Source organism: Bradyrhizobium roseum (assembly GCF_030413175.1).
Lineage (GTDB): Bacteria > Pseudomonadota > Alphaproteobacteria > Rhizobiales > Xanthobacteraceae > Bradyrhizobium > Bradyrhizobium roseum.
Genome location: NZ_CP129212.1, coordinates 6,863,598 through 6,888,929, shown reverse-complemented (window position 1 = coordinate 6,888,929; position 25,332 = coordinate 6,863,598). Strand labels below are relative to the sequence as shown.

Here is a 25,332-nt window from a genome sequence, read left to right as displayed (position 1 = left end):
GCAGCGCATGCGTCCAGCTTTCGCAGGGGCGTCCCGTCGAAAGCGCGGGTTGTAAGGCCGGGAGGTTCCGGGGTACGAGACACCAAGCCGTCGTGGGGGAAACCGTCCAAATGACCATCGAACTGCACACCTGGAACACGCCGAACGGCCGCAAGATCTCGGTCGCGCTGGAGGAAATGGGGCTGCCTTACAAGGTGATCCCGGTGAACATCAGCAAGGGGGAACAGATGGCGCCCGCCTTCCTCAAGATCAGCCCGAACAACAAGATCCCTGCGATCGTCGATCCCGACGGCCCCGGCGGCAAGCCGGTCAGCATTTTCGAATCGGGCGCGATCCTGCTCTATCTCGGCGAGAAGACCGGCAAGTTCCTGCCGAAATCGCTGGCCGAGCGTATCCCGGTCTATGAATGGCTGATGTGGCAGATGGGCGGCTTTGGGCCGATGCCGGGCCAGGTGCACCATTTCATCGCGCTGGAAAACGAAGCCGACCGCGCCTATGGCCTGAAGCGCTACATGGCCGAAACGCGGCGGCTCTACGGCGTGCTGGACACGCGGCTGGCCGACCATGAATTCGTCGCCGGCGCGTTGTCGGTCGCCGACTTCGCCATCCTCGGCTGGGCCTGGCGCCACCCGCGCCACAAGGTCGAGCTGAAGGATTTTCCGAACGTCGAGCGCTGGTACAACGCCCTGATGGCCCGCCCCGCAACCAAGCGCGGCATGGAAGCCAAGCTGGATTGAGAGAGTTGCTGTCATCACCCGCGAAAGCGGGTGATCCAGTACTCCGGGAATTCGTAATCAAACCGAAAGGCCGCGGCGTACTGGATGCCCCGCTTTCGCGGGGCATGACGACCTCGGCCTCACCCCCGCTTCGCCTCGAACGCCATTCTCACCGCAAGCCCGGCCAGCACGGTCCCCATCAGCCAGCGCTGCAGCAATAGCCATGTCGGCCGCGTGCCGAGAAAGCGCGCGATCGAGCCGGCCGTCAGCGCGATCATCGCGTTGACGCTGACACTGATCACCGTCTGGATCGTACCCAGCACCAGCGATTGCGTCAGTACGCTGCCGGCATCGGGATCGATGAACTGCGGCAGCAGCGCCAGATACAGCATCGCGATTTTGGGATTGAGCAGATTGGTGACGAACCCCATCGCAAATAATTTGCGCGGGCCATCGACCTGCAGCTTCCTCACCTGAAACGGCGAACGCCCGTTCGGCTTCAGCGCCTGCCATGCCAGCCACAACAGATAGGCGGCGCCGGCGAACCGCAGCGCGTCATAGGCATAAGGCACCGCGAACAACAGCGCCGTGATGCCGAACGCCGCGCACAGCATGTAGAACACAAAACCCAACGCGACGCCGCCGAGCGACACGATCCCGGCCGCCGGCCCCTGCGTCAGCGAGCGCGAAATCAGGTAGATCATGTTCGGCCCCGGCGTCAGCACCATGCCGAGCGAAACCAGGGCGAAACCAAGCAGCGTGGATGTGTGGGGCATGGGAGACTCGCGGGAGGAATGCGCGTTTCTAACGCGCGTCAAGCCGCGATGTCATTCTGCAAATTGCTCTGAGGACATTCTGTCGATGTTAGAGCGCGTCGTATCAGCATCCGCGTCCGTCATCTTTCCTTCTCCCCTTGTGGGAGAAGGTGGATCGACGGCGCGACGCGACGGCGAGCCGGATGAGGGGTTTGTCTCCGCGAGTCTCGCTTGTCGAAAGAACCCCTAATCCGGCGCTTCGCGCCACCTTCTCCCACAAGGGGAGAAGGAAAAAAGCCAGCGCTCAATGCGCCTCGTCCCAGTTATTCGCGGCCCTTGCATCCACCTGCAGCGGCACCGAGAGCAGCACGGCCGGGAACGGTGCATCCTGCATCACATGCTGCACCACCGGCAGCGTCGCCGCCACCTCGTCGTCGGGCACCTCGAAGATCAGTTCGTCGTGCACCTGCAGCAGCATCTGCGCCGAGAGTTTTTTCGCCGCCAGCGCGTCTTCCATCCGGATCATGGCGCGGCGGATGATGTCGGCGGCGGTGCCTTGCAGGCGCGCGTTGATCGAGGCGCGCTCGTTGAAGGCGCGCACCGAGGCGTTGGAGGCCTTGATATCAGGATAGTACATCTTGCGGCCGAACAGCGTGGTGACATAGCCGTTCCGGCGGCATGCTTCCCGGGTCTCGTCCATGTAGGCGCGGATGCCGGGGAAGCGCTCGAAATATTTCTTGATGTAGGCGGAGGCTTCCTCGCGGGCGATGCCGAGCTGGTTGGCCAACCCGAACGCCGAAATGCCGTAGATGATGCCGAAGTTGATCGCCTTCGCCCGGCGGCGCACCTCGCCCGGCATGTCCTTGATCGGCACGCCGAACATTTCGGAGGCCGTCATGGCGTGAATGTCGAGCCCGTCGCGGAATGCCTGCTTCAGCACGGGAATGTCGGCGATCTCGGCGAGCAGCCGCAGCTCGATCTGCGAATAATCCGCCGACACCAGCTTGTGGCCGGGTGTGGCGATGAAAGCGCGGCGGATCTTGCGGCCGTCCTCGGTCCGAACAGGAATGTTCTGCAGGTTCGGCTCGTTCGACGACAGCCGCCCCGTCGTGGTCGCGGCCAGCGCATACGTCGTGTGGACGCGGTGGGTCTGCGGATGGACATAGTTCGGGAGCGCGTCGGTGTAAGTCGATTTCAGTTTCGACACCTGCCGCCATTCCAGGATCTTCTTCGGGAATTCATGGCCCTGCTCGGCGAGTTCGTCGAGGATCTGCGCCGAGGTCGACCACGCGCCGGTCTTGGTCTTGGTACCGCCGGTGATGCCCATCTTGCCGAAGATGATGTCGCCGATCTGCTTGGGGCTGCCGACATTGATCGGCTCGCCCGCGATTTCCTGCAGCTCGGCCTCGACGCGCGCCGCGGTCTGCGCGAAATCGCCCGACAGCCGCGACAGTACCTGACGGTCGATCGAGATGCCGCGCCGTTCCATCCGCGCCAGCACGCTGACCAGCGGCCGCTCCAGGGTTTCATAGACCGTCATCATGTGTTCGGCGGGCAGCCTCGGCTTCAGCACGCGCTGCAGCCGCAATATCACGTCGGCGCTTTCGGCCGAGTGGGCGGTCGCCTTGTCGATCGCGACCTGGTCGAAGGTCAGCTTGTTCTTGCCGCTGCCGATCAGCTCGCTTTCGGCGATCATGGCATGGCCGAACCAGCGCTCGGCCAGCGACTCCAGCGCATGCGAGTTGCGCCCGGCGTCGAGCGCGTACGACATCAGCTGCGCGTCGTCGACATTGCGCAGCGTGACACCGTGCTGCGCCAGCATCACCGCGTTGAACTTGATATTGAACCCGATCTTGAGAATGCCGGCGGATTCCAGCAGCGGCTTCAGCGCTTCCAGCGCGTCGCCCGCCTTGATCTGGTCGGGTGCGAGGCCGGCGTCGAACAGGCCAGCGCCGTCGCCGGACTGCCGATGGGCGAGCGGCACGTAGCAGGCGTCGTTCGGGGCCAATGCCAGCGCGATGCCGCAGATATCGGCCTGCATCGGATCGTTCGAGTTCGACTTGACGTCGATCGCGAAACTGCCGGCGTCCCAGGCGCGCGCAATCCAGGTCCTGAGTTCGGCGTCGTTGCGGATGGTCTGGTACTTGCTGCGATCGACCGGGAGTTTTCGCGCGGCGGCCTCGCGTGCCGCGGCGAGCGAGATCGGCGTTCCCTTGGGGCTCGCAGCCTTGTCCTGCTTGTCGGCGTCCTTCCCCGGTCCGGTCCCGCCCTTGGCCGAGGGGGTTGCGGGCGCATCGAACAGCGTCGCGCCCTCGACATAGCCTTCCGGTTTCTCGCCGGAAGGGGGCGATGCGAAAACGCTGGCGCCGCTTTTGTTGCCCGCGTCGGCCTCCACGTCGGCCGGGTCCACGTGCGAATATTCGGCGACGCGGCGGGTGAGGGTGGAGAACTCCATCGCCTTCAGGAACGCGATCAGCTTGCGGGCGTCCGGCTCGTGCACCGCGAGATCGTCGAGCGGCACGTCGAGATCGACCTTGTCGTCGAGCAGCACGAGCTGCCGCGAGATCCGCGCCTTCTCGGCGTTCTCGATCAGCGACTCGCGCCGCTTCGGCTGCTTGATCTCGCCGGCGCGGAACAACAGCTGTTCGAGGTCGCCATATTCCACGATCAGTTGCGCGGCGGTCTTGATCCCGATGCCGGGCACGCCGGGCACGTTGTCGGTGGAATCACCAGCCAATGCCTGCACCTCGACCACTTTCTCCGGCGGCACGCCGAATTTCTCGATCACTTCGGGAATGCCGATCCGGCGGTCCTTCATGGTGTCGTACATCGTGACCTTGTCGGTCACGAGCTGCATCAGATCCTTGTCCGACGAAACGATGGTGGTGGTCGCGCCTCGTTCGCAGGCCAGCCGCGCATAGGTCGCGATCAAATCGTCGGCCTCGAAGCCGGCCTGCTCGAGGCAGGGCAGGTCGAACGCGCGCACCGCTTCGCGGATCAGCGCGAATTGCGGGATCAGGTCATCCGGGGCCGGCGGCCGGTGCGCCTTGTAATCGGGATAGAGCTTGTTGCGGAACGTGATCTCGGACTTGTCGAAGATGATCGCCAGATGCGTCGGCCGGTCATCCTCCGGCATGTCGCGTAGCAGTTTCCACAGCATGTTGCAGAAGCCGAGCACCGCATTGACCTGCAGCCCGTCGGATTTGCGGTTCAGCGGCGGCAGCGCGTGGTAGGCGCGGAAAATGTAGGAGGAGCCGTCGACCAGGAACACATGGTCGCCCTTGCCCGGTTGTTTGGCGGGCGCCTTCGCGTCGGCCTTGGCCGGGGTTTTGGCGGGAGCGGGCTTGGCGGCTGTCTTGGGGGCTGATTTCGGCATGGTCGAAATTTAGGGATTTTTGCGCGGAATGACAGCCTTCCGGATCGGCTTCGGCCTGGATTTTTCTGTTTTCCCCTCATCTTGGAATGAGTTGCATCCGCGCGCGTTCCATGTCCCCTTGCGGTCCAGCCCGGAAAAAAGGAAGCGCAATGACCACGCAACTCGACACGCTCATGGAAAAACTGCGGAGCGTGGAGGCCGAGATCGAGGTCGAACTGGTGAAGCGGAGAGAGGAGCTGCGCTTTCACTTCGAAAAGCGAAGGATCGTGTTCGAGCAGGAGGTGGCCCGGCTGCACAAGGCGCTGAAGACGCGACTGTCGCGTTACATCATCGAGGCCAATCCGCTGACGGTGCTGACCGCTCCGGTCATCTACTCATTGATCGTCCCGATCGCGCTGCTCGATCTGAGCGTCATGGCGTATCAGGCGATCTGTTTCCCGGTGTACCGGATTCCGAAAGTGCGCCGGCGGGACTATCTGGTGTTCGATCGCCATCATCTGGCCTACCTGAACGCGATCGAGAAGTTCAATTGCGCCTATTGCTCCTATGCCAATGGTGCCATCGCTTTCATTCGCGAGGTGGCGTCGCGCACGGAAGTCTACTGGTGCCCGATCAAGCATGCCCGCCGGGTGTTGGGACCGCACCCGCATTATCAGGGTTTTGCCGATTTCGGCGACGCCGAAGGCTTTCGTGCCAGAGTCCGGCAGTTGGAGGACGGTGTGAAGCTCGACGGCGCGGGCTGATCTCAGCCTATTCCGCCGGCTGCAGTACCGGCGCGGCCTTTTTCGGCGCGATCCAGAAGGCTGTGGGGCGCTCGAACAGGAAGTCGGCCCGCAGCAGCAACGCCAGCCGCCAGATCGCAATCGCGCCGGCAATACCCGCGACCGTCACGATCAGCGAGATCATCCCGATGTCAGTCATCACGCCGGTCTTCAACAGCACCGTTCGGGTCACCGCCATCGGCAGGAAGAAGGCGAGATAGATGACGATGGAATGTTCGCCGCAGGTGCGCAGGAAATTCAGCCATTGCATCCGCGCCAGCAGCGTGCCCATCACGATGATGGCGCCGGCGCCCGCGAAGCCCAGCGCCAGCGAGACCAGCGGCCAATGGCTCACATCCGCGATCACGAGGCCGCCATTGACGAGCGCCCACAGCGCCAACCCAATGATCGCCAGCACCGGCTTCTCCCGCGAACGGTCCGACAGCGCGAACACATGGGAAGCGAACAGATAGCCGGAATAGAAATAGACGAAGCGTGCGCAGAATTCGTCGATCACGGTCCAGCCGGTCGCGACATGCGCCATTTCCAGCGCTGCGGCGACGACCCAGATGGCCAGCGGCGGCGTCGACCTTAACAGTTTTGTGACGACGAAGAACACCGGCAACAGATAAATGAACCACAGCGTGCCGAACGGCTCGATGAAGGATTCCAGGTACAGTGCGCCGACATGGCTCCAGCCGCCCTCGGCGGCGAAGCTAGGTGCCTTGAGGCCGAACTGGATCGTCATCCACAGCACGTAGAAATAGGCGAAATGCACGACCTTGCGGTCGAGAAACGTGCGCCAGTCGCGGTCGATCACGACAGCGAGAAAAAGGCCCGAAATCAGGAAGAAATCCGGCATCCGGAACGGCTGCGCGAAAATCACGAACGCATGCATGAAGCCGGTGTCGCCGGCCGCCTTTTCGACGCCGAGCACCGAATGCATCATCACCACCATGACGATGCAGATGCCCTTGGCGTAATCCACCCAGTCGATGCGGGTGGAACGTTCGGCGACGGCTGTGCCTTTTATGGTCATCGGTGTCCCTTTTCGGCGCGGTGCGGCCGTATCTTCGGCCCGATCCGTTGCTTTCACCTTTATCCATACAAACGGTATGCCGGGTTACTTCCGCTTTTCCGGTTTCCCCTTTGATGAAAAATGCTCTAAGACGCCGGCAAAATCGGGACTGGCGTTAACCATCAGATACGGACTGTTTTTATGCGAATCGCGATGATCGGCACGGGCTATGTGGGGCTGGTATCTGGCGCCTGCTTTGCGGATTTCGGTCACCAGGTCACCTGCGTGGACAAGGACGCGGGCAAGATCGAAGCCCTGCATCGCGGTGAAATCCCGATCTTCGAACCCGGGCTTGATGCGCTGGTCGCGTCCAACGTCAAGGCCAAGCGGCTGGATTTCACCACCGACCTGACCAAACCGGTGGCGGAAGCCGACGCCGTGTTCATCGCGGTCGGCACCCCATCGCGGCGCGGCGACGGCCATGCCGACCTGACTTACGTCTATGCCGCCGCGCGCGAGATCGCCGCTGCGCTGTCGGGCTTCACGGTCGTCATCACCAAATCGACCGTGCCGGTCGGCACCGGCGACGAGGTCGAGCGGCTGATCCGCGAAGCCAATCCGTCGGCCGACGTGGTGGTCGCTTCCAACCCGGAGTTTCTGCGCGAGGGCGCCGCGATCCGCGACTTCAAATTCCCTGACCGCATCGTGGTCGGTACCGATGATGAACGCGGCCGCAAGGTGCTCGGCGACGTCTACCGGCCGCTGTCGCTCAACCAGGCGCCGCTGATGTTCACAGCGCGGCGCACCGCCGAGCTGATCAAATACGCCGCCAACGCCTTCCTCGCCACCAAGATCACCTTCATCAACGAGATGGCGGATCTCGCGGAAAAAGTCGGCGCCGACGTCCAGGAAGTCGCGCGCGGCATCGGGCTCGACAACCGCATCGGCACGAAATTCCTGCACGCCGGCCCGGGCTTTGGCGGCTCCTGTTTCCCCAAGGACATCCGCGCCCTGGTCAAGGTCGCGCAGGACCATGACGTGCAGTTGCGCATCATCGAGGCGGTGCTCGGCGTCAACGACAACCGCAAGCGCGCGATGGCGAGAAAGGTTTCCAACGCGGCGGGCGGCAGCCTGCGCGGCAAGACGGTCGCCGTGCTCGGCCTCACCTTCAAGCCGGATACCGACGACATGCGCGAGGCGCCGTCGATCCCGCTGGTGACGGGTCTGCTCGACCTCGGCGCAAAAGTGCGCGCGCACGATCCGGTCGGCATGGAGCAGGCGCGCAAGGAATTGCCCGACATCGAATATTGCGATGACCCCTACGAGTGCGTGAAGGGCGCGGACGCCATGGTGATCGTCACCGAATGGGTGCAGTTCCGCGCGCTCGACCTCGACAGGATCAAGGACGCGATGGCAAAACCCGTCGTGGTCGATCTGCGCAACATCTATCGCGCCGACGACATGGCCGCGCATGGCTTTACGTACGACAGCGTAGGACGGGCGGCGCGGTAAACACTTCCTTCCCTTCTCCCCTTGTGGGAGAAGGTGGCGCGAAGCGCCGGATGAGGGGTTCCTCAATGAGCGGAATTCGCGGAGAGAACCCCTCACCCGTCTTCGCTTCGCGAAGCCACCCTCTCCCACAAGGGGAGAGGGGAAGCATGCGAGCCGCCATTGCCTCTTACTTTCGACACTCCACTTCCGATCGACGCGGTGCTCGATGAACTCGGGCGCACGCTCGCGACCAATAACACTGCCGTCCTGGTAGCGCCGCCCGGCGCCGGTAAGACCACGCGGGTGCCGCTGGCGCTGCTCGACGCGCCCTGGCTGAACGGCAAGAAGATCATCATGCTGGAGCCGCGGCGGATCGCGGCCCGCGCCAGCGCCGAACGGATGGCGCGGACGCTCGGCGAGCGGACAGGGGATACGGTCGGCTATCGCGTCCGCTTCGGCTCGAAGATTTCGCGCGCGACCCGGATCGAGGTCGTCACCGAGGGCATTTTCGCGCGGCAGATTCTTGACGATCCCGAATTGTCCGGCGTCGCCGCCGTGCTGTTCGACGAGTTTCACGAACGCTCGCTCGATGCCGACCTGGGCCTGGCGCTGGCGCGCGACGCGCAAACCGGCCTTCGCGAGGATCTCCGCATCCTGGTGATGTCGGCGACGCTTGACGGCGCGCGGGTCGGTCAACTGCTGGGCGACGCGCCTGTCGTCGCCAGCGAAGGCCGGGCTTTTCCGGTGGAGACGCGCTATCTCGGCCGCAAGGCCGATGCGCCGATCGAGCGGCAGATGGCGGATGCGATCGCCACCGCGTTGCGCGCCGATCCCGGCTCGGTGCTAGCATTCCTGCCGGGCGCCGCCGAAATCCGCCGCACGCAGAATTTTCTTTCCGAGCGCGTTCACGATGCCAGCGTCGAGATCGTGCCGCTGTTCGGCGCACTCGACGCCGCCGTGCAGGACCGCGCCATCGCACCGGCGCCGAAGGGCCAGCGCAAGGTCGTGCTGGCGACCTCAATTGCCGAGACCTCGCTGACCATCGAGGGGGTGCGCATCGTCGTCGATTCCGGCCTGGCGCGGGTGCCGCGTTATGAGCCTGACATCGGCCTGACCCGGCTGGAGACCGTGCGGGCCTCGCGCGCCGCGGTCGATCAGCGCCGTGGCCGCGCCGGCCGCACCGAGCCCGGTGTGTGCTACCGGCTGTGGGACGAGCCGCAGACCGCCTCGCTCGCCGCCTACACCCAGCCTGAAATTCTCTCCGCCGATCTTTCCTCGCTGGTGCTCGATCTCGCGCAATGGGGCGTGCGCGATCCCGCTACACTGGCTTTTCTGGATCCGCCGCCGGCACCGGCGCTGAAGGAGGCGAAGGCGCTGCTCGATGAGCTCGGCGCGCTCGATGGCGACGGCCGGATCACCGCGGAAGGAAAAAGTCTGCGCGCGCTGGCGCTGCCGCCACGGCTGGCGCGGATGATCGTGGATTCACACCGGCTCGGGGCCGGCGAAGAGGCCGCCGACATCGCCGCGGTCCTGACCGAGCGCGGCCTCGGCGGCGACAGCGTCGATCTCGACGTCAGGCTCGACCGGTTCCGCCGCGACCGCTCGCCACGCGCTTCCAGTGCCCGCAGCCTGGCGCAACGCTGGGCGCAGCAGGTCGCGACGACGGAAGGCCCGCCTGCCGCGGATATCTCGCCTACCACCGGCATCATGCTGGCGCTGGCCTTCCCCGACCGCGTTGCGCGCAACCGCGGCAATGGCAGCTTCGTGCTCGCCAATGGCCGCGGCGCGGCCGTCGAGCAGACCTCGTCGCTGGCGCGCGCGCCCTATATCGCGGTCGCCGAACTGACCGGCACCGCGGCGCAGGGGCGCATCCTGCTGGCCGCGCCGATCGCGCAGGAGGACATCGAAACGCGCTTCGCCGACCAGATCGAGGACAGGGAAGAAATCTCGTTCGATCGCGGCGCGATGGCGTTGCGCGGGCGCCGCAAGCGGACGCTGCACGCCATCACGCTGTCGGAGGCGCCGGTCTCACTGTCGCCCTCGGCGGAGACCGCGCGGATTTTTGCGGCGGGACTGGTCGCCGCCGGGCTCGACAGGCTGCCGTGGTCGAAAGCCCTGAAGCAATGGCGCGACCGCGTGATGTTCCTGCGCAAGGCGGAAGGCGACAGCTGGCCCGATCTGTCCGATACCGCGCTGGCTGCCGGCGCCGAAAACTGGCTGGCGCCGGCGCTGTACGACAAGACCGCGCTGAAGGAGCTTTCCTCGGGCGATCTCTCCGACGCGCTGATGGCGCTGCTGCCGTGGGAATTGCGCGCGCGGCTCGATCGTGAAGCGCCGACTCATTTCGAGGCGCCGACCGGCACCATGCTGGCGATCGACTATGAGGCGGAGCAGGGGCCGACCATCGCGGTCCGTCTGCAGGAACTGTTCGGGCTCAACGCCCATCCCTCGATCGCCAAGGGCGCGGTGCCGCTGGTGCTGGAATTGCTGTCGCCGGCGCAGCGCCCGGTGCAGGTGACGCGCGACCTGCCGGGCTTTTGGCGCGGCAGCTATGCCGCCGTTCGCTCGGACTTGCGCGGCCGCTATCCCCGCCATCCCTGGCCGGAAGACCCGGCCACCGCGCCGCCGACGCGCCGCGTCAAGCCGCGCGGCACTTGATGATAATTCGTTAACCCTTCGCTCATCCTTTTGGCCGAAATGACGACCTTCAACCCTGCGGCTTAGTCGCGGGTTGGCGGGTGGCGTGGTGAAATCGGCGGTCTTTGGACCCCGCGTAGAGTGGCGTAATGCGTAACCTTCTGATGTTTGCCGCAGCGATAGCCGGTGCCGGCGTCTTCATGGCCCAGATGGCGGACCGGATGTCGCCGACCCCCGCCCTTGCCAAGGGGGCCGACAAGGTGGCTGCCAGCCATTCTGCGGCCGATCCATTCTTTCCCAAGACGACCGTCTCTCCGACCGGCGGCGCCCGCGTCAGCCTTCCCCGCGATTTCCGCGGCCATTTCCAGGCGATCGGCCGGATCGACGGCCAGCACATCAATTTCATGGTCGACACCGGCGCGTCCGTGGTCGCGCTGAATGAAAAGTCCGCGGCGAAGTTCGGCCTTCGCCCGTTGCGCGGCGACTACAACGCCAAGGTCAACACGGCCAATGGCACCATCAAGGCAGCCCGCGCCCGGATTCCCGTGATGGACGTCGGCGGTCTCGTGGTGCGCGATGTCGAAGCCATGGTGCTGCCGGATGAGGCGCTGTCCGAAAACCTGCTCGGCCTGTCGTTCCTGTCGAAGCTGAAGCGCTTCGAATATGCCGACGGCAGGCTCGTGCTGGAGCAGTAAGGTTTACCGCTTACCAGTCTGCCTTTATTAACCGCCACAAATCGCCATTCCCGCCTATCGCCCGGCCCGGCTATTCGCTAAGGCTGCGGTGTTCGCTCAGGCATTTCAATGACAAGGCCGCTCATGTTCCCGAAGCCCCAATCCGCGCTGATTCCGAACACCTATGCGTTTGAATCCGCCCCCATGGTGAAGGCGACCGGCTTTCGCGAATACGACGCGCGCTGGCTCTTCGAAAAGGAAATCAACCTGATGGGCGTCCAGGCGCTGGGCATGGGGCTCGGCGCGCTGATCAAGGAACTCGGCGTCAAGCAGGAGATCGTCACCGGCCACGATTTTCGCGGCTATTCGGCCTCGATCAAGTATGCACTGATATCCGGCCTGATGGCGGCGGGCTGCAAGGTGCACGACATCGGGCTGGCGATGACGCCGATGGCGTATTTCGCGCAGTTCGATCTCGACGTGCCCTGCGTCGCGATGGTGACGGCGTCGCACAACGACAATGGCTGGACCGGCGTCAAGATGGGCGTCAACCGTCCGCTCACTTTCGGCCCCGAAGAGATGACGCGGCTGAAACAGATCGTGCTCAACGCCGAGTTCGACAACAAGGCCGGCGGCTCCTATCAATTCCACGAGAATTTCCCGGCGCGCTATATCGCCGATCTCACCAGCCGACCGAAGCTGAAGCGCAAGCTGAAGGTCGTGGTCGCCTGCGGCAACGGCACGGCCGGCGCGTTCGCGCCGCAGGTGATGGAGGCGATCGGCTGCGAGGTGATTCCGCTCGACACCGAACTCGACCATACCTTCCCGAAGTACAATCCGAATCCGGAAGACATGGAGATGCTGCACGCGATCCGCGATGCGGTGCTCTCGCACAAGGCCGATATCGGCCTCGGCTTCGACGGTGATGGCGACCGCTGCGGCGTGGTCGACAATACCGGTGAGGAGATCTTCGCTGACAAGGTCGGCGTGATGCTGGCGCGCGACATGTCGGCGATCCACAAGGACGCACAGTTCGTGGTTGACGTGAAATCGACCGGACTGTTCGTTACCGATCCGGTGCTGCAGAAGCAGGGCGCAAAGGTCGAATACTGGAAGACCGGCCATTCCTACATGAAGCGTCGCACCAACGAGCTGGGCGCGCTCGCCGGCTTCGAGAAATCGGGCCACTTCTTCTTCAACAAGCCGACCGGACGCGGCTATGACGACGGCCTGGTGTCGGCGATCGCGATCTGCGAAATGCTCGATCGTGCGACCGGCAAGTCGATGGCCGATCTGAAGGACGCGCTGCCGAAGACCTGGTCGTCTCCGACGATGTCGCCGCATTGCGCCGACGAGACGAAATACGGCGTCGCCGCCGCTGTCGTGAAACACTTCGAGGACATGCAGAAGAACGGCGAGAAAGTCGCAGGCCAGAACATCCGCGATCTCGTCACCGTCAATGGCGTGCGGGTCACGGTCGAGGACGGCAGCTGGGGCCTGGTGCGGGCCTCGTCCAACAAGCCGGAGCTCGTGGTGGTGGTCGAGAGCCCGGTAAGCGAGCAGCGCATGCGCGACATGTTCGAGGCGATGGATTCGGTGCTGCGCACGCATCCCGAAGTCGGCGCGTATAACCAGAAAATCTGAGCGCGCGACGTAAGCCGCTCGCCGCCGGAGCGAAGGCGGATTACGCCGCCGGCACCGGCAGCGCCGTCACCGACTTGATCTTCTCCATCGCAAAGCGCGAGGTGACGTTCTTCAGCGGCACGGCGCCGATCAGCTTCTTGTAGAACACGTCATAGCTCGCCATGTCGGCGACCACGACGCGCAGCATGTAATCGACGTCGCCGGCCATCCGGTAGAACTCCATCACTTCGGGCATGGCGCTCACGGCGCTGGCGAAGGTCTTCAGCCACGCCTCGGAATGGTCGGAACTCTCGACCGAGACGAACACGGAAATACCGAGCCCGATCTTGTTCTGGTCGACCAGCGCCACCCGGCGCAGGATTACCCCATCGGCCTCCAGCCGCTGGATTCGCTTCCAGCACGGTGTCGACGACAGTCCGACCCGGTCGCCGATTTCGGCGACCGACAGGGAGGCGTCCTCCTGCAGCACGGTCAGGATCTTGCGGTCGATCGCATCCAGGCGGCGGTTGGCTTCAGGAAGCTGAACGGCGAGGTCGGTCATGGGAAGAATGTTCCATAGGAGAGGTTGTTTCTCCTAATATATAGAAAAATCTTCTATAGCAAGGCCTGCTATGGGTGAGCCGGAGCCGCGCCCGAAACCTTGCCCTTGACTAAAAGCTCTTCAACTTCAGCACGTTGCGGGGCAGCGAAAGCGCCTCCGAACCGGGTGCATTTCAGCGCCGCGGCGGCCGAGGCGAAGCGCAGCGCCTGCCGCAGCTCCTGCTTTTCGGTGATCGCCAGCGCCAGGGCGCCGTGGAAGACGTCGCCGGCGCCGAGGGTGTCCACAGTATGCACCGGGAAGGCCGGGGTCTCCTGGATCTCCCCGTTCTCGTCGAGCCAGATCGTGCCCCGCGGGCCGCGGGTCCCCGCCAGGAACGAGCCGGTCAGCTTGGCGATCTTCTTCAGCGCCTGGGCGTCGTCGGTGACGTCTGCCGTCTCCTGCAGCGGCTCGCTGGAGAACACCAGGTGCGTGGAGGCGTTCAACAGGCCCTCGCGCAGCGACATCGCCCGGTCGACGTCCACGATCACGGGAATGCCGCGCCGGACGGCCTCGGCGCAGAGTTCAGTGCAGAATTCGGCGCAGCGGCTCTCGGTGAGGATGGCGGCGCAGTCGTCCAGCAGCGTGTCGAAGTCGGGCAGCTTCACCTGCCACAGCTTTGGATCGCGGAAGGTCACGATGGTGCGCTCGCCGGAGGGATCAATCATGACGGCCGAGATCGGCGTTACCAGCCCCTCCATGTGGATCAGATGCTTGGTCTCAATGCCTTCCTTCGCCATCTGGTCGAAGATGAAACGGCTCGAAGTCTCGCTGGCATCGCCCATCGGACCGCAGATCGAGGCGCGGCCGCCGAGCCGGGCAATCCCGATGGCGCCATTGAGCGCGTTGCCGCCGCAGATCTCGTCGAACGCGGTGGCGTTCTCCTTGGAACCGCGGCCGGGAACTCCCGGCGTATGGAAGGTGAGGTCGCGCACCGGCATGCCGATGCAGAGAATGCGTGGGGGCATTTTCGGCGCCTTTTTATCCTGAACGTTCATGCGTGGGCCCGTCATGTCCATTGAAGTCGCAAGTCAATCGGGCAGAAAGGCGTCGGTTCCCGGCTAAGCGGCGGTATTGCCGCCGCCATGCAGCCATTGCCCGATCAAATGATGGGCGATGGCGAACGGATGGGCGGCGAACAGTCCGTCGGGATGCTGCCGCTTGTGCATCAGCGCCAGTTCTTCGCGGTCGAACCAGCGCGCATCCTCAAGTTCGACACGGTCGACGACGATCTCCTCGCTGATCGCGCGCGCAGTGCAGCCGATCATCAGCGACGACGGATAGGGCCAGGGCTGCGTCATGTAGTAATTCACGTCGGTGACGCGGATGCCGGATTCCTCGAGAATCTCGCGGCGGACGGCGTCCTCGATGGTCTCGGCTGCTTCGACGAAGCCGGCGAGGCACGAATACATGCCGGGCATGAACTGCTTCTGCCGGCCGAGCAGCGCCTTGTCGCCGAGGCTGACGAACATGATCACGACCGGATCGGTGCGCGGGAAATGCTCGGCCTTGCAGCTTCCGCATTCGCGCTTCCAGCCGCCTTCCTTCATCGAGGTGCGCGCGCCGCAATTGGCGCAGAACCCGTGGCGCTGATGCCAGCCCACCAGCGATTTCGCCATCGCGATCGACGACAATTGCTCGAGCGGCAGCACGCCCTGCATCGCCATGCCGCGCAATTCCGTGACCGCGACGTCGCTGCGGCCGACCAGTTTCTCGGCGGCAGCGGGTGACATGCCCATGCCGAACACCGGCGCGCCGTCGGCTAATCCCAAGAAGATCGTGCCGGGATTGGCGCCGTAATCCAGCGCTTCCTTGATCGAGAGCAGCGCGCGGGGGCCGCTCTCGTCCTGCTTCATGACGAGCGAGTCGCGGTAGACCACATAGGCCCGCGCGTTGCTCTGGCCTTCCAGCGCGAACAGTTTGTCGTCGTTGGTGCGGAAATGCGCGGCCCGGTCGATGGTGTGGGTCACGAAAGCGGGCTTGCCTAATGGATATGCGTCGAATGCGGACATTTTTTTCTCAACCCAACCAGATCTTGCGGCGAAGCGCGTTGATGAAATTCTGGACTTCCTCGGCGTCATGCGCCAGCGGCTGCATCACGCCCCAGACCGGGCGCGGCCACGCCGCATCACTCGTACGGCGCGCGATGACGTGGACATGCAGCTGCGGCACCAGATTGCCCAAGGCCGCGACATTGAGCTTGTCGCATTTGGTGATCTCTTTGAGGGCGCGCGACGCCCGCGAGATCTCGGTCATCAGTTGGCCCTGCGCGACCTCGTCGAGGTCGATGATTTCCGTAGCGCCCTCCCGGCGCGGCACCAGCAGCAGCCACGGGTAATTCGCATCCTTGATCACCAGCACCTTGCACAGCGGCAGGTCGCCGATGTCGATCGTGTCCTTCTTGAGCTGGGAGTGCAGCGACCAGGCGTCCGATGGCATGCTCGTTCCTTCGTCATGTCCGGCATAGACGTCCGAAAGGACGGCGTCGCTTCCGCTCGCCTATGCCCGGGCATCCACGTCTTTTTTGCGCTGGACTGGAACAAGCAAGACGGAGATGGCCGGGTCAAGCCCGGCCGTGACGAAACAGGGGTGGTTTCGGTGCATGGCCCGGATCGACCCCGCTTGCTTTCCGGCCCTTTTGGCCCCAAATAAGGACCGGGAGATTGGCGGTGGACGAGCCACTCGCCAACCGGGTCAGGTCCGGAAGGAAGCAGCCCTAACGAGGTCCGGATCGGGTCGCTCGTCAGTCTCCTACCTGTTTTTCGAGCGAATCGCGCATTGTGGCGGCAAAGTTCGCCCCTTGGCGCCGATTTCGCTCCGTTCCGCAAGCCGGCCCCGAGAGACAATCAATTGCGGATCGACCGATGAGTGATGCTGGCGCTCCCCCCGACAAGTCAGACGGCGCCGAGACGGCCAAGCCTTACCGGGTGCTGGCGCGAAAATACCGCCCGTCCAGCTTCGACGACCTGATCGGCCAGGAGGCCATGGTCCGCACCGTCTCGAACGCGTTCGAAACGGGCCGAATTCCGCAGGCCTGGATCCTGACCGGGGTCCGCGGGGTCGGCAAAACCACCACCGCGCGAATCCTTGCCCGCGCGCTCAACTATGAGAAGCCGGATGGCTCGGTGAAGGGCCCGACCATCCACATGCCGGATCTCGGCGTGCACTGCCAGGCGATCATGGAAAGCCGGCACATGGACATCCTCGAGATGGACGCCGCTTCCCACACCGGCGTCGACGACGTCCGCCAGATCAATGACAGCGTGCGCTATGCGCCGGCCAGCGCCCGCTACAAGGTCTACATCATCGACGAAGTCCACATGCTGTCGACGGCGGCGTTCAACGCCTTCCTGAAGACGCTGGAGGAACCGCCCGAGCACGCCAAGTTCGTCTTTGCCACCACCGAAATTCGCAAAGTCCCGGTCACCGTGCTGTCGCGCTGCCAGCGTTTCGATCTGCGCCGGGTCGAGGCCGACGTGCTGATGAACCACCTCGGCAACATCGCGAAAAAGGAAGGCGTCGAGGTCGAGCCCGAAGCGCTCGGCATCATCGCGCGCGCCGCCGAAGGCTCGGTGCGCGATTCGCTGTCTCTGTTCGACCAGGCGATCGCGCATGCGGCGGGCCTCGTCCGTGCCGACGCGGTGCGGCAGATGCTGGGGCTTGCCGACCGCACAAGGGTGATCGACCTGTTCGAATATCTGGCGCGCGGCGATATCGCCAGCGCCTTCGGCGAGTTCCGCGCGCAATATGATGTCGGCGCCGATCCGGTCGTGGTGCTGTCGGATCTGGCCGAATTCGTCAATTTCGTCACGCGGGTGAAGATCGTTCCCGCCACCGCCGACAATGTCGCGTTCGGCGAGACCGAGCGGGTCCGCGCCCGCGAGTTCGCCGCAAAACTGTCGATGCGCGTATTGTCGCGGATGTGGCAGATGCTGCTCAAGGGCATCGCGGAAGTGCAGACCGCGACGCGGCCGGCGGCGGCGGCCGAAATGGTGCTGGTCCGCATCGCCTATGTCGCCGACCTGCCGACGCCGGACGAAGCGATCAAGATGCTCGATGCCAACGGCGGCGGATCGCAGATCGCCTCCGGCGGCGCGGCGCCGTCACGGGCGGCGTCCAGCGCACCGATATCCTCCATGTCCGCTCCGTCGCCGATGCGCGCGCCTTCATCGTCCCGCTCCGGCGCGGAAGCCTCCGTGCGGCCGCAAATGGTGGCGCCGTCGGCCCAGGCCGAGTCCGCGCCCGTGCTGCGGCTCACGACTTTCCCGCAACTCGTGGCCCTCGCCGGCGAGAAGCGCGATATCCTGACCAAGCAGGCGCTGGAATCCGACATGCGCCTCGTTCGATTCGAGGACGGGCGCCTCGAAGTGGCGCTGGAGCGCAACGCGGCGCGCGGCCTGGTCAACGACCTCTCGCGCAAGCTGGAAGCATGGACCGGGCGGCGCTGGACCGTGATCGTCTCCAACGAGGCCGGCCAGCCGACGCTGCGCGCGCAGAACGAGCAGGCGCGCAACGAGCACGCCCGCGCTGCGGAGGCCGATCCGCGCGTGCAGGAAGTATTGGCGCGATTTCCCGGCGCCAGGGTGGTCGAGGTGCGGAGGCTTGCCGCCGAGCCGCCGGAATCCGATATTAACACTGATGACTTGAACGAGAGCCCCGACAACGACGACGACTGATCGAGCTCTCCAGAGGACGAACGATGGCTGATTTTCTCGGCATGATGAAGCAGGCGGCGCAACTGCAGTCCAAAATGCAGGCGATGCAGGAAGAACTCGGCAATCTCGAAGTCGAGGGCATTTCCGGCGGCGGGCTGGTCGCCGTGCGCATGACCGCGAAGATGGAAGTGAAGGGCGTCAAGATCGATCCCTCGCTGATGAAGGCCGAGGAGCGCGAGGTGCTGGAAGATCTGCTGGTGACCGCGCATAACGACGCGCGGCGCAAGGCGGAGACCGCGGCGATGGAAAAAATGCAGTCGCTGACCGGCGGACTCGGCCTGCCGCCCGGGCTCGGTCTCGGCTGAAATGGCCGCCAGCGTTGCCGGTCCCGAAATCGAACGCCTGATCCAGCTGCTGGCGCGGCTGCCGGGGCTTGGACCGCGCTCGGCGCGGCGCGCGGCGCTGCATCTGATCAAGAAGCGCGAGGCGCTGATGACGCCGCTCGCGGGCGCGTTGCAGGTCGCGATCGACAAGATCCAGGTCTGCAAGACCTGCGGCAATATCGACACGCAAAATCCCTGCACGGTCTGCACCGATCCCCGGCGCGATCCCTCGACCATCGTCGTGGTCGCCGACGTCGCCGATCTCTGGGCGCTGGAGCGGGCGAACGCAACCAGCGGCCGTTATCACGTGCTCGGCGCCACATTATCGCCACTTGACGGCGTCGGTCCGCAGGATCTTACCATCGACGCGCTGGTGGCCCGTGCGCACGAATCGCAGGTCAATGAGATCGTTCTGGCGCTGAATGCGACGGTTGATGGCCAAACTACGGCGCATTACATCACCGACCTCCTGCAGGACGCCAACGTCAAGGTTACCCGCCTCGCGCATGGCGTGCCTGTCGGTGGCGAGCTTGATTATCTCGACGAAGGTACGCTATCGGCTGCCATGCGTCAGCGCACGCTGTTCTAGAGCGTTTTCAAGCGAAGTGGATCCCGGTTCGCGTGAAGAAAACGCGTCAAATCAAAAAGCCAACACACCGGAACTGATCGAAATGACGAAACCGCGATTCGGCAAGCGCTCCTGTTTTGTGTCCATGATGGCGATTGCCGTGACCCTGGCCGCACCTTCCGCATGGGCGCAGGCCGAACCGAAGCCCGGCAAGCCGATCAATGCCGGCGACGTGCTGTCGGGCGAACTCAACGCCATGAAGGCCAGCAAGCGGAGCAAGCGCCCGCAGACCTACCAGATCACCAGCGCGCCGCGCCGCCTGCCGCCGCCGAGCGGGCTGTGCAATCTGGAAACCGGACCCGAGACGTTCCAGCTCGTTACCAACAGCGACGCCCAGGCCGCGCAATTGAAGAATTTCATCGGCAAGGAAATTTCTGTGAAGGTCGACGAAGTCGCCTGCGCGCAGGAAGCCGGGCAGACGAGCGAGGCTGTCATCACGAAGTGGAGCGTGGTGACGAAGCATTGAGTATTCGCGGCCGTTGCCACAAACGCCGCCGTCATCGTCCGGCTTGACCGGACGATCCAGTACGCTGCGCTCTCTCGATTGAATCGCAATTGCTCTGGAATACTGGGTCCCCGCCTTCGCGGGGACGACAAGTGAGTTCGCGGCCTCCAGCGGACCTACACCTTCACGGGCCCCACGGCCTCAAAATGCCCGCGCCGCTGCAGCCATGCCAGCAGGATCAGGCTCGGCACGGCAACCAGCATCGAGATCACGAAGAACAGCGGCCAGCCCGTCGTCTCCGCCACATAGCCCGCGCCGGATGACAGATAGGTGCGCCCGACCGCGGCGAGCGCCGTGAGCAGCGCGTATTGCGTCGCCGTGTGCAGCGGGTTCTGGCACAGCGCCGAGAGATAGGCGACGAAGATCACGGTGCCGATCGCGCCGGTGAAGTTTTCCGCCGAGATCGCGGCGGCCAGCGCCCATTGATTGACGCCGACATAGGCGAGCCAGGCGAATACCAGGTTGGAAAGCGCCTGCAGCACGCCGCCGATCCACAGGCTTGCGACCAGCGAATAGCGCCGCGCCACGTAGCCGCCGGCAAAGCCGCCGACGAGGGTCGCGATCAGGCCGACGCCCTTGACGATGGCGGCATAGTCGTTGCGGGTGAAGCCGAGGTCGATCACGAACGGTGCGGTCATCGTGCCGGAGAATGCGTCGGTGAACTTGAACAGCACCACGAACGCCAGCGCCACCCAGGCGAATTTCCGGGCGAGGAACTCGGAGAACGCGCCGACGGCCGCATGCACGACGCGCGTCAACGCGTCCTCGTCGCGCGTGGCGGCTTCCGCGCGCACTGATTGCTCGGGCTCGGTGGCGAGCAGCGTCGTGATGGTGCCGATCAGCACCAAAGCCGCCATCGCGACATAGCCCCACATCCAGGCGGCGTGGCGGCCGATGCCGGTGCTTTCGAACGCGCTGACCAGAAACAGCACGCCGGCGGTCGAGATCAGCATGCCGATCCGATAGGCCGCGACATAGGACGCCATGCCGGCGGCCTGCTCGCTCTCGGGCAGGCTCTCGACGCGGAACGCATCGACCACGATGTCCTGGGTCGAGGACATGGCCGCCACCAGCAGCGCGCCCAGCGCGACGAACAGCGGCGAGCGCGCCGGATCGGTCAGCGCCAGCAGCAGGATCGCGCCGATCAAAAGCAGTTGCGAAAATACCAGCCAGCCGCGGCGGCGGCCGAACGCGCGCGTGAACAGCGGCACATGCAGCGCATCGACCAACGGCGCCCAGAGGAATTTCAGCGTGTACGGCGTCCCGACCAGCGCAAACAGCCCGATGGTGGTGAGATCGACGCCGGACTCGCGCATCCACACCAGCAGCGTCGAGCCGGAAAGCGCCAGCGGCAGCCCGGAGGAAAACCCGAGCATCAGCACGATCAGCACGCGTGGCTGCAGATAAACGGCAAGGCTCTCGCGCCAGGAGGGGGCGGGGGGCGTGGCTTTGTCGGGTGAGGCGGAGGTGGATTCCGGTGCTGTCATAGAGGGGTGTTAGCAGATATTCGAGCTTACTTCCCCTCTCCCCTTGTGGGAGAGGGTGGATCAATCGCGTGAAACGCGATTGAGACGGGTGAGGGGTTCTCTCCGCGGGCACCCTAGCCGAGAGAACCCCTCATCCGGCGCTTTGCGCCACCTTCTCCCACAAGGGGAGAAGGGAAGAAACTACTCCCCCGCCTGCAGCTTGCGCGGCACCGGGAACAGCTCGGGCGTTTCGCTGTTGGCAAGGCGGGGCGCTTCCACCGGCGTGTCTGTCTTGCTGAAATCGAGCTCCTCGATCCGGCCGGCGCGCTTTTCGATCTTGTCGGCGGAGATCAATATCTGCCGGACGTCCTCGTTGACGTCGCCAAAATGCTTTTGCAGCTTGAGCACGCGGTCGCGCAAGCGGCCGAGGTCGTCGCCGAGGTTGAGCACTTCGGTGCGGATCTGGTCGGCGGCGTCCCGCATCCGCGCGTCTTTCAGGATCTGCTGCATCACCTGGATCGCCAGCATCAACAGCGAGGGCGACACCAGCACGACGCGGGCCCGGTAGGCTTTCTGGATCACGTCGTCAAAGCCGTCATGGATTTCGGCGTAGACCGATTCCGACGGCACGAACATCAGCGCGGTGTCCTGGGTCTCGCCGGGGATGAGGTACTTTTCCGCGATGTCGTTGACGTGCTTCATCACGTCGTTGCGCAGCCGTTGCGTGGCGAATTTGCGTTCCTCGTCGCTGCGCGCGTCGTGCAGCGCGGTCATCGCCTCCAGCGGGAATTTCGCGTCGATGCAGAGCGGCCGCTGGTCGGGCAGGAACACCACGCAGTCCGGCCGCTTGCCGGTCGAGAGCGTGTACTGGAATTCGTACGCGCCCTGCGGCATGCCGTCCTGCACGATCGCTTCCATCCGCGCCTGGCCGAACGCGCCGCGCGACTGCTTGTTGGCGAGCACGTCGCGCAAGGTCGTCACCTGCGAGGTCAGGTCGGTGAGGTTCTTGTGTGCGTTGTCGATGATGCCGAGCCGCTCGTGCAGCACGCGCAGGCTGTCCATGGTGTGGCGCGTGGTCGCTTCCATCGACTGGCCGACGCGGTGCGTCACCGAATCCAGCCGCTCGTTGACCGCGCGCGTCATTTCGGACTGGCGGCCGACCAGCGCGTGTGCCATCGCGTCGACCCGCCCGGTGGATTCACTCTGCGCCCGCAGCATCTCGCTCAGCCGCTCCTCCAGCTCATCGGCGCGAATCGCCTGCGCCATCGCCAATTCCGCGCCGCGGCGGCCGGAGCGGGCGATGACGATGGCGATCGTCAGCAGCAGCAGCAAAGCCAGCGCGCCAAAACCCGTCAGGGCCTCGCCGACATGGATCGGCAGCTCGCCGACGGTGAGGAGGATTTCGTTCATGCGCGACTTGTAGCCCGATTCGCCTGCTTTCGCGAACGAAGAGGGAACGTTTATGGTAAACGACGCCTTAATTTTCGTGGTTAACGCTGCCTTAAAAATCATGGTTAACGTGGCCTTAACGGCCGCGCGGGCGGATTGACCCCGGCAAATCAGCAGCTTAAATCGCGCGTCATGGCCCTCCGAGAAATCATCATCCTGCCGGACAAGCAGCTCCGGCTGGTCTCCAAGCCCGTCGAGAAGGTGACGGCGGAGATTCGCAAGCTCGCCGACGACATGTTCGAGACCATGTACGACGCCCCCGGCATCGGGCTGGCGGCGATCCAGGTCGCGCAACCCGTGCGGCTGATCACGATGGACCTCGCCAAGAAGGACGAGAACGGCGAGATCAAGCCGAAGCCCCGCGTCTTCATCAACCCGGAAATCATCTCCTCGTCGGAGGAATTGTCGGTCTATGAGGAGGGCTGCCTTTCGATCCCCGAATATTACGAGGAGGTCGAGCGCCCGGCGCAGGTCCGCATCCGCTTCACGGATCTCGACGGCAAGGTGCACGAGGAAGACGCCGACGGGCTGTTCGCCACCTGCATCCAGCACGAGATCGACCACCTCAACGGCGTGCTGTTCGTGGACTATCTGTCGAAGCTGAAGCGCGACCGCGTGATCAAGAAGTTTACCAAGGCCGCCAAGCGCGCGGCGGAGTAAGGCTGCCGCTCTCTCAGCCGTTATGCCCGGGCCTGTCCCGGGCATCCACGTCTTTCCATCTCAGTGCAGCAAGGACGTGGATGGCCGGGCCTTCGCCGCGCCGAAGGGGCTTCGGCCCCGCAGGCGGGTCGATCCCGGCCATGACGGAGTAAGTTGAATGTGGGTAGGATACCAGTCATGCCGCTCCGCCTGATCTTCATGGGCACGCCCGATTTCGCGGTGCCGACGCTGCTCGAACTGGTGGCCCATGGCCATGAGGTCGTGGCCGTCTATACGCGTGCGCCAAAGCCGGCCGGACGCGGCATGAAGCTGCAGCCGAGCCCGGTGGAGCAGGAAGCGCGGCGGCTCGGCATTCCCGTGTTGACGCCGACGACGCTGAAGACGCCGGAAGCGCTCGACGAATTTCGCGCGCACCAGGCTGACGCCGCGGTCGTCGTCGCCTATGGCATGATCCTGCCGCAGGCCATTCTCGATGCGCCGCCGCTCGGCTGCTTCAACCTGCACGGCTCGCTGCTGCCGCGCTGGCGCGGCGCCGCCCCGATCAACCGCGCGATCATGGCCGGCGACGCCGAGAGCGGCGTGATGGTGATGAAGATGGATGCCGGCCTCGACACCGGCGATGTCGCGATGGCGGAACGGCTGCCGATCACGGATACGATGACGGCCGCTGACCTGCATGACGCGCTGGCGCCGCTCGGCGCGGATTTGATGGTGCGCGCGATGGGCGCGCTCGCCCGTGGCGGGCTACGGCTCCAGAAGCAGAGCGAAGACGGCGTGACCTACGCCGCCAAGATCGAGAAGGCCGAAGCGCGGATCGACTGGCGGCGTCCGGCGCGCGAGGTGCTGCGGCACATTCACGGCTTGTCGCCGTTTCCCGGCGCGTGGTGCGAACTCGCCGGCGACAGTGAGCCGGCGCGGATCAAGATTTTGCGCTGCGAACCGGCGAAAGGCGCAGGCGCGCCGGGCGAGGTGCTCGATGATCGCCTCACCATCGCCTGCGGGGACGGCGCGATCCGTATTCTCGAATTGCAACGTGCCGGCAAGGCCCCGATGAAAGCCGCGGATTTCTTGCGCGGCACGCCGCTGAAGCCGCCGGCGCGGCTCGGCTGATGCCCCGCTACAAGCTCATCATCGAATATGACGGCACGCCGTTTTCCGGCTGGCAGATCCAGGACAACGCGCCGACGGTGCAGGGCGCACTGGAGGCGGCGGTACTGGCGATCTGCGGCGAGCCCGCGCGCGTCCACGGCTCGGGTCGCACCGATGCCGGCGTCCACGCGCTGGCGCAGGTCGCGCATTGCGACATCGCAAAAACGTTTCCGCCGGGCCGGTTGCGCGACGGGCTGAACGCGCATCTGCGACCGCACCCGATCGGCGTGCTTAACGCGGAAGTCGTCGCCGACGATTTCGAGGCGCGGTTCTCCGCTAGGAAGCGGCATTACCGCTACCGTATCACCAACCACCGCGCCAATCTCGCGCTTGATATCAAGCGCAGCTGGCGGGTGCCGCGCCATCTCGATGCCGACGCGATGCACGCCGCGGCGCAACGCCTGCTCGGCAAGCACGATTTCACGACGTTTCGCGATACCGAATGCCAGGCGAAATCGCCGGAAAAGACGCTCGACCAGCTCGACGTCGTCAGGGACGGCGACGAGATTACGATCCTGACGTCGGCGCGCTCGTTCCTGCACAGCCAGGTGCGCTCGATGGTGGGCTCGCTGGTGTGGGTCGGCGAAGGCCGCTGGAGCGCCGACGACCTCGCAGGTGCGCTCGCCGCCCGCACCCGCGCCGCCTGCGGCCCGGTCGCGCCGCCCGACGGGCTCTATCTGGTGCGGGTGGAGTATTAGTTTGCTCTCACTCTCGACTCGTCATTCCGGGGCAGCCCGGCAGGGCTGAACCCGGAATCCAACTCGCCGCATGTGCAAGAGGTAAGTTGG

The 25,332-nt window shown here is 64.8% G+C and carries 22 protein-coding genes and 1 other RNA gene; 14 read left to right on the top strand and 9 right to left on the bottom strand.

What is annotated here, in order from left to right; translation table 11 throughout:
- Positions 1-110: 110 nt before the first annotated feature.
- Entirely contained in the window at positions 111-737 is a 627-nt protein-coding gene (locus QUH67_RS32605) for a glutathione S-transferase family protein (protein ID WP_300943930.1), read from the top strand.
- 119 nt (positions 738-856) lie between these two features.
- Here QUH67_RS32605 and QUH67_RS32600 read toward each other — a convergent pair whose 3' ends face one another.
- Positions 857-1,492, bottom strand: a complete 636-nt coding sequence (locus QUH67_RS32600; protein ID WP_300943928.1) for a LysE family translocator — start codon at positions 1,490-1,492, stop codon at positions 857-859.
- 283 nt (positions 1,493-1,775) lie between these two features.
- Positions 1,776-4,847: a DNA polymerase I gene (polA, locus tag QUH67_RS32595; RefSeq protein ID WP_300943926.1), complete on the bottom strand. Its 3,072-nt coding sequence runs from the start codon at positions 4,845-4,847 to the stop codon at positions 1,776-1,778.
- Between the two features lie 149 nt (positions 4,848-4,996).
- On the opposite strand from polA, the gene QUH67_RS32590 reads away from it, so the two are divergent.
- Positions 4,997-5,590, top strand: a complete 594-nt coding sequence (locus QUH67_RS32590; RefSeq protein ID WP_300943924.1) for a hypothetical protein — start codon at positions 4,997-4,999, stop codon at positions 5,588-5,590.
- 7 nt (positions 5,591-5,597) lie between these two features.
- On the opposite strand, the gene QUH67_RS32585 is transcribed toward QUH67_RS32590, so the two are convergent.
- On the bottom strand, positions 5,598-6,647 hold the full coding sequence (locus QUH67_RS32585; RefSeq protein ID WP_300943923.1) for an acyltransferase family protein: 1,050 nt from the start codon (positions 6,645-6,647) through the stop codon (positions 5,598-5,600).
- A 180-nt stretch (positions 6,648-6,827) separates the two neighbouring features.
- Between QUH67_RS32585 and QUH67_RS32580 the strand changes: the two genes are divergently transcribed.
- The 4 genes from QUH67_RS32580 (at position 6,828) to QUH67_RS32565 (ending at position 13,072) form a co-directional block, all read left to right on the top strand.
- Positions 6,828-8,138: a UDP-glucose dehydrogenase family protein gene (locus QUH67_RS32580; RefSeq protein ID WP_300943921.1), complete on the top strand. Its 1,311-nt coding sequence runs from the start codon at positions 6,828-6,830 to the stop codon at positions 8,136-8,138.
- A 159-nt stretch (positions 8,139-8,297) separates the two neighbouring features.
- Complete coding sequence (gene hrpB, locus QUH67_RS32575; protein WP_300943920.1) at positions 8,298-10,775, top strand: ATP-dependent helicase HrpB; 2,478 nt, start codon at positions 8,298-8,300, stop codon at positions 10,773-10,775.
- A 128-nt stretch (positions 10,776-10,903) separates the two neighbouring features.
- Complete coding sequence (locus tag QUH67_RS32570; protein WP_300943919.1) at positions 10,904-11,449, top strand: TIGR02281 family clan AA aspartic protease; 546 nt, start codon at positions 10,904-10,906, stop codon at positions 11,447-11,449.
- A gap of 123 nt (positions 11,450-11,572) precedes the next feature.
- Entirely contained in the window at positions 11,573-13,072 is a 1,500-nt protein-coding gene (locus tag QUH67_RS32565) for a phosphomannomutase/phosphoglucomutase (protein ID WP_300943918.1), read from the top strand.
- 40 nt (positions 13,073-13,112) lie between these two features.
- On the opposite strand, the gene QUH67_RS32560 is transcribed toward QUH67_RS32565, so the two are convergent.
- From QUH67_RS32560 to QUH67_RS32545, 4 genes are all read right to left on the bottom strand, one after another.
- Positions 13,113-13,613: an Lrp/AsnC family transcriptional regulator gene (locus QUH67_RS32560; RefSeq protein WP_300943916.1), complete on the bottom strand. Its 501-nt coding sequence runs from the start codon at positions 13,611-13,613 to the stop codon at positions 13,113-13,115.
- Positions 13,614-13,681: 68 nt separating this feature from the next.
- Positions 13,682-14,647 (bottom strand): sugar kinase, encoded by a 966-nt coding sequence (locus tag QUH67_RS32555; protein WP_300943915.1) that lies wholly within the window; start codon positions 14,645-14,647, stop codon positions 13,682-13,684.
- Positions 14,648-14,710: 63 nt separating this feature from the next.
- Complete coding sequence (gene nudC, locus QUH67_RS32550) at positions 14,711-15,661, bottom strand: NAD(+) diphosphatase (protein WP_300943913.1); 951 nt, start codon at positions 15,659-15,661, stop codon at positions 14,711-14,713.
- 7 nt (positions 15,662-15,668) lie between these two features.
- Positions 15,669-16,088: an HIT domain-containing protein gene (locus QUH67_RS32545; protein WP_300943911.1), complete on the bottom strand. Its 420-nt coding sequence runs from the start codon at positions 16,086-16,088 to the stop codon at positions 15,669-15,671.
- 219 nt (positions 16,089-16,307) lie between these two features.
- On the opposite strand from QUH67_RS32545, the gene ffs reads away from it, so the two are divergent.
- From ffs to QUH67_RS32520, 5 genes are all read left to right on the top strand, one after another.
- An RNA gene (ffs, locus tag QUH67_RS32540) (signal recognition particle sRNA small type) lies at positions 16,308-16,404 on the top strand.
- Between the two features lie 109 nt (positions 16,405-16,513).
- Positions 16,514-18,325 (top strand): DNA polymerase III subunit gamma/tau, encoded by a 1,812-nt coding sequence (locus tag QUH67_RS32535; RefSeq protein WP_300943910.1) that lies wholly within the window; start codon positions 16,514-16,516, stop codon positions 18,323-18,325.
- 23 nt (positions 18,326-18,348) lie between these two features.
- Entirely contained in the window at positions 18,349-18,669 is a 321-nt protein-coding gene (locus QUH67_RS32530; protein ID WP_300943908.1) for a YbaB/EbfC family nucleoid-associated protein, read from the top strand.
- Between the two features lies 1 nt (position 18,670).
- Positions 18,671-19,276, top strand: a complete 606-nt coding sequence (recR, locus tag QUH67_RS32525; RefSeq protein WP_300943907.1) for a recombination mediator RecR — start codon at positions 18,671-18,673, stop codon at positions 19,274-19,276.
- An 82-nt stretch (positions 19,277-19,358) separates the two neighbouring features.
- Positions 19,359-19,781: a hypothetical protein gene (locus QUH67_RS32520; RefSeq protein ID WP_300943906.1), complete on the top strand. Its 423-nt coding sequence runs from the start codon at positions 19,359-19,361 to the stop codon at positions 19,779-19,781.
- 155 nt (positions 19,782-19,936) lie between these two features.
- Here the strand turns inward: QUH67_RS32520 and QUH67_RS32515 are convergent, their stop codons facing one another.
- Entirely contained in the window at positions 19,937-21,307 is a 1,371-nt protein-coding gene (locus tag QUH67_RS32515; protein WP_300943904.1) for an AmpG family muropeptide MFS transporter, read from the bottom strand.
- A gap of 180 nt (positions 21,308-21,487) precedes the next feature.
- Positions 21,488-22,696, bottom strand: a complete 1,209-nt coding sequence (locus QUH67_RS32510; protein WP_300943902.1) for a DNA recombination protein RmuC — start codon at positions 22,694-22,696, stop codon at positions 21,488-21,490.
- Between the two features lie 171 nt (positions 22,697-22,867).
- Between QUH67_RS32510 and def the strand changes: the two genes are divergently transcribed.
- From def to truA, 3 genes are all read left to right on the top strand, one after another.
- The gene (gene def / locus QUH67_RS32505; RefSeq protein WP_300943900.1) at positions 22,868-23,395 is read left to right on the top strand and encodes a peptide deformylase; all 528 of its coding nucleotides are present in this window, start codon (positions 22,868-22,870) and stop codon (positions 23,393-23,395) included.
- Between the two features lie 177 nt (positions 23,396-23,572).
- Positions 23,573-24,505, top strand: coding sequence for a methionyl-tRNA formyltransferase (fmt, locus tag QUH67_RS32500; protein ID WP_300943899.1), 933 nt, complete (start codon positions 23,573-23,575; stop codon positions 24,503-24,505).
- Positions 24,505-25,242 carry a tRNA pseudouridine(38-40) synthase TruA gene (gene truA / locus QUH67_RS32495; protein WP_300943897.1) on the top strand — a complete coding sequence of 246 codons (738 nt, stop codon included), beginning with the start codon at positions 24,505-24,507 and terminating at the stop codon, positions 25,240-25,242. The genes fmt and truA overlap by 1 nt, the downstream gene beginning before the upstream one ends.
- The last annotated feature ends 90 nt before the right edge of the window (positions 25,243-25,332 follow it).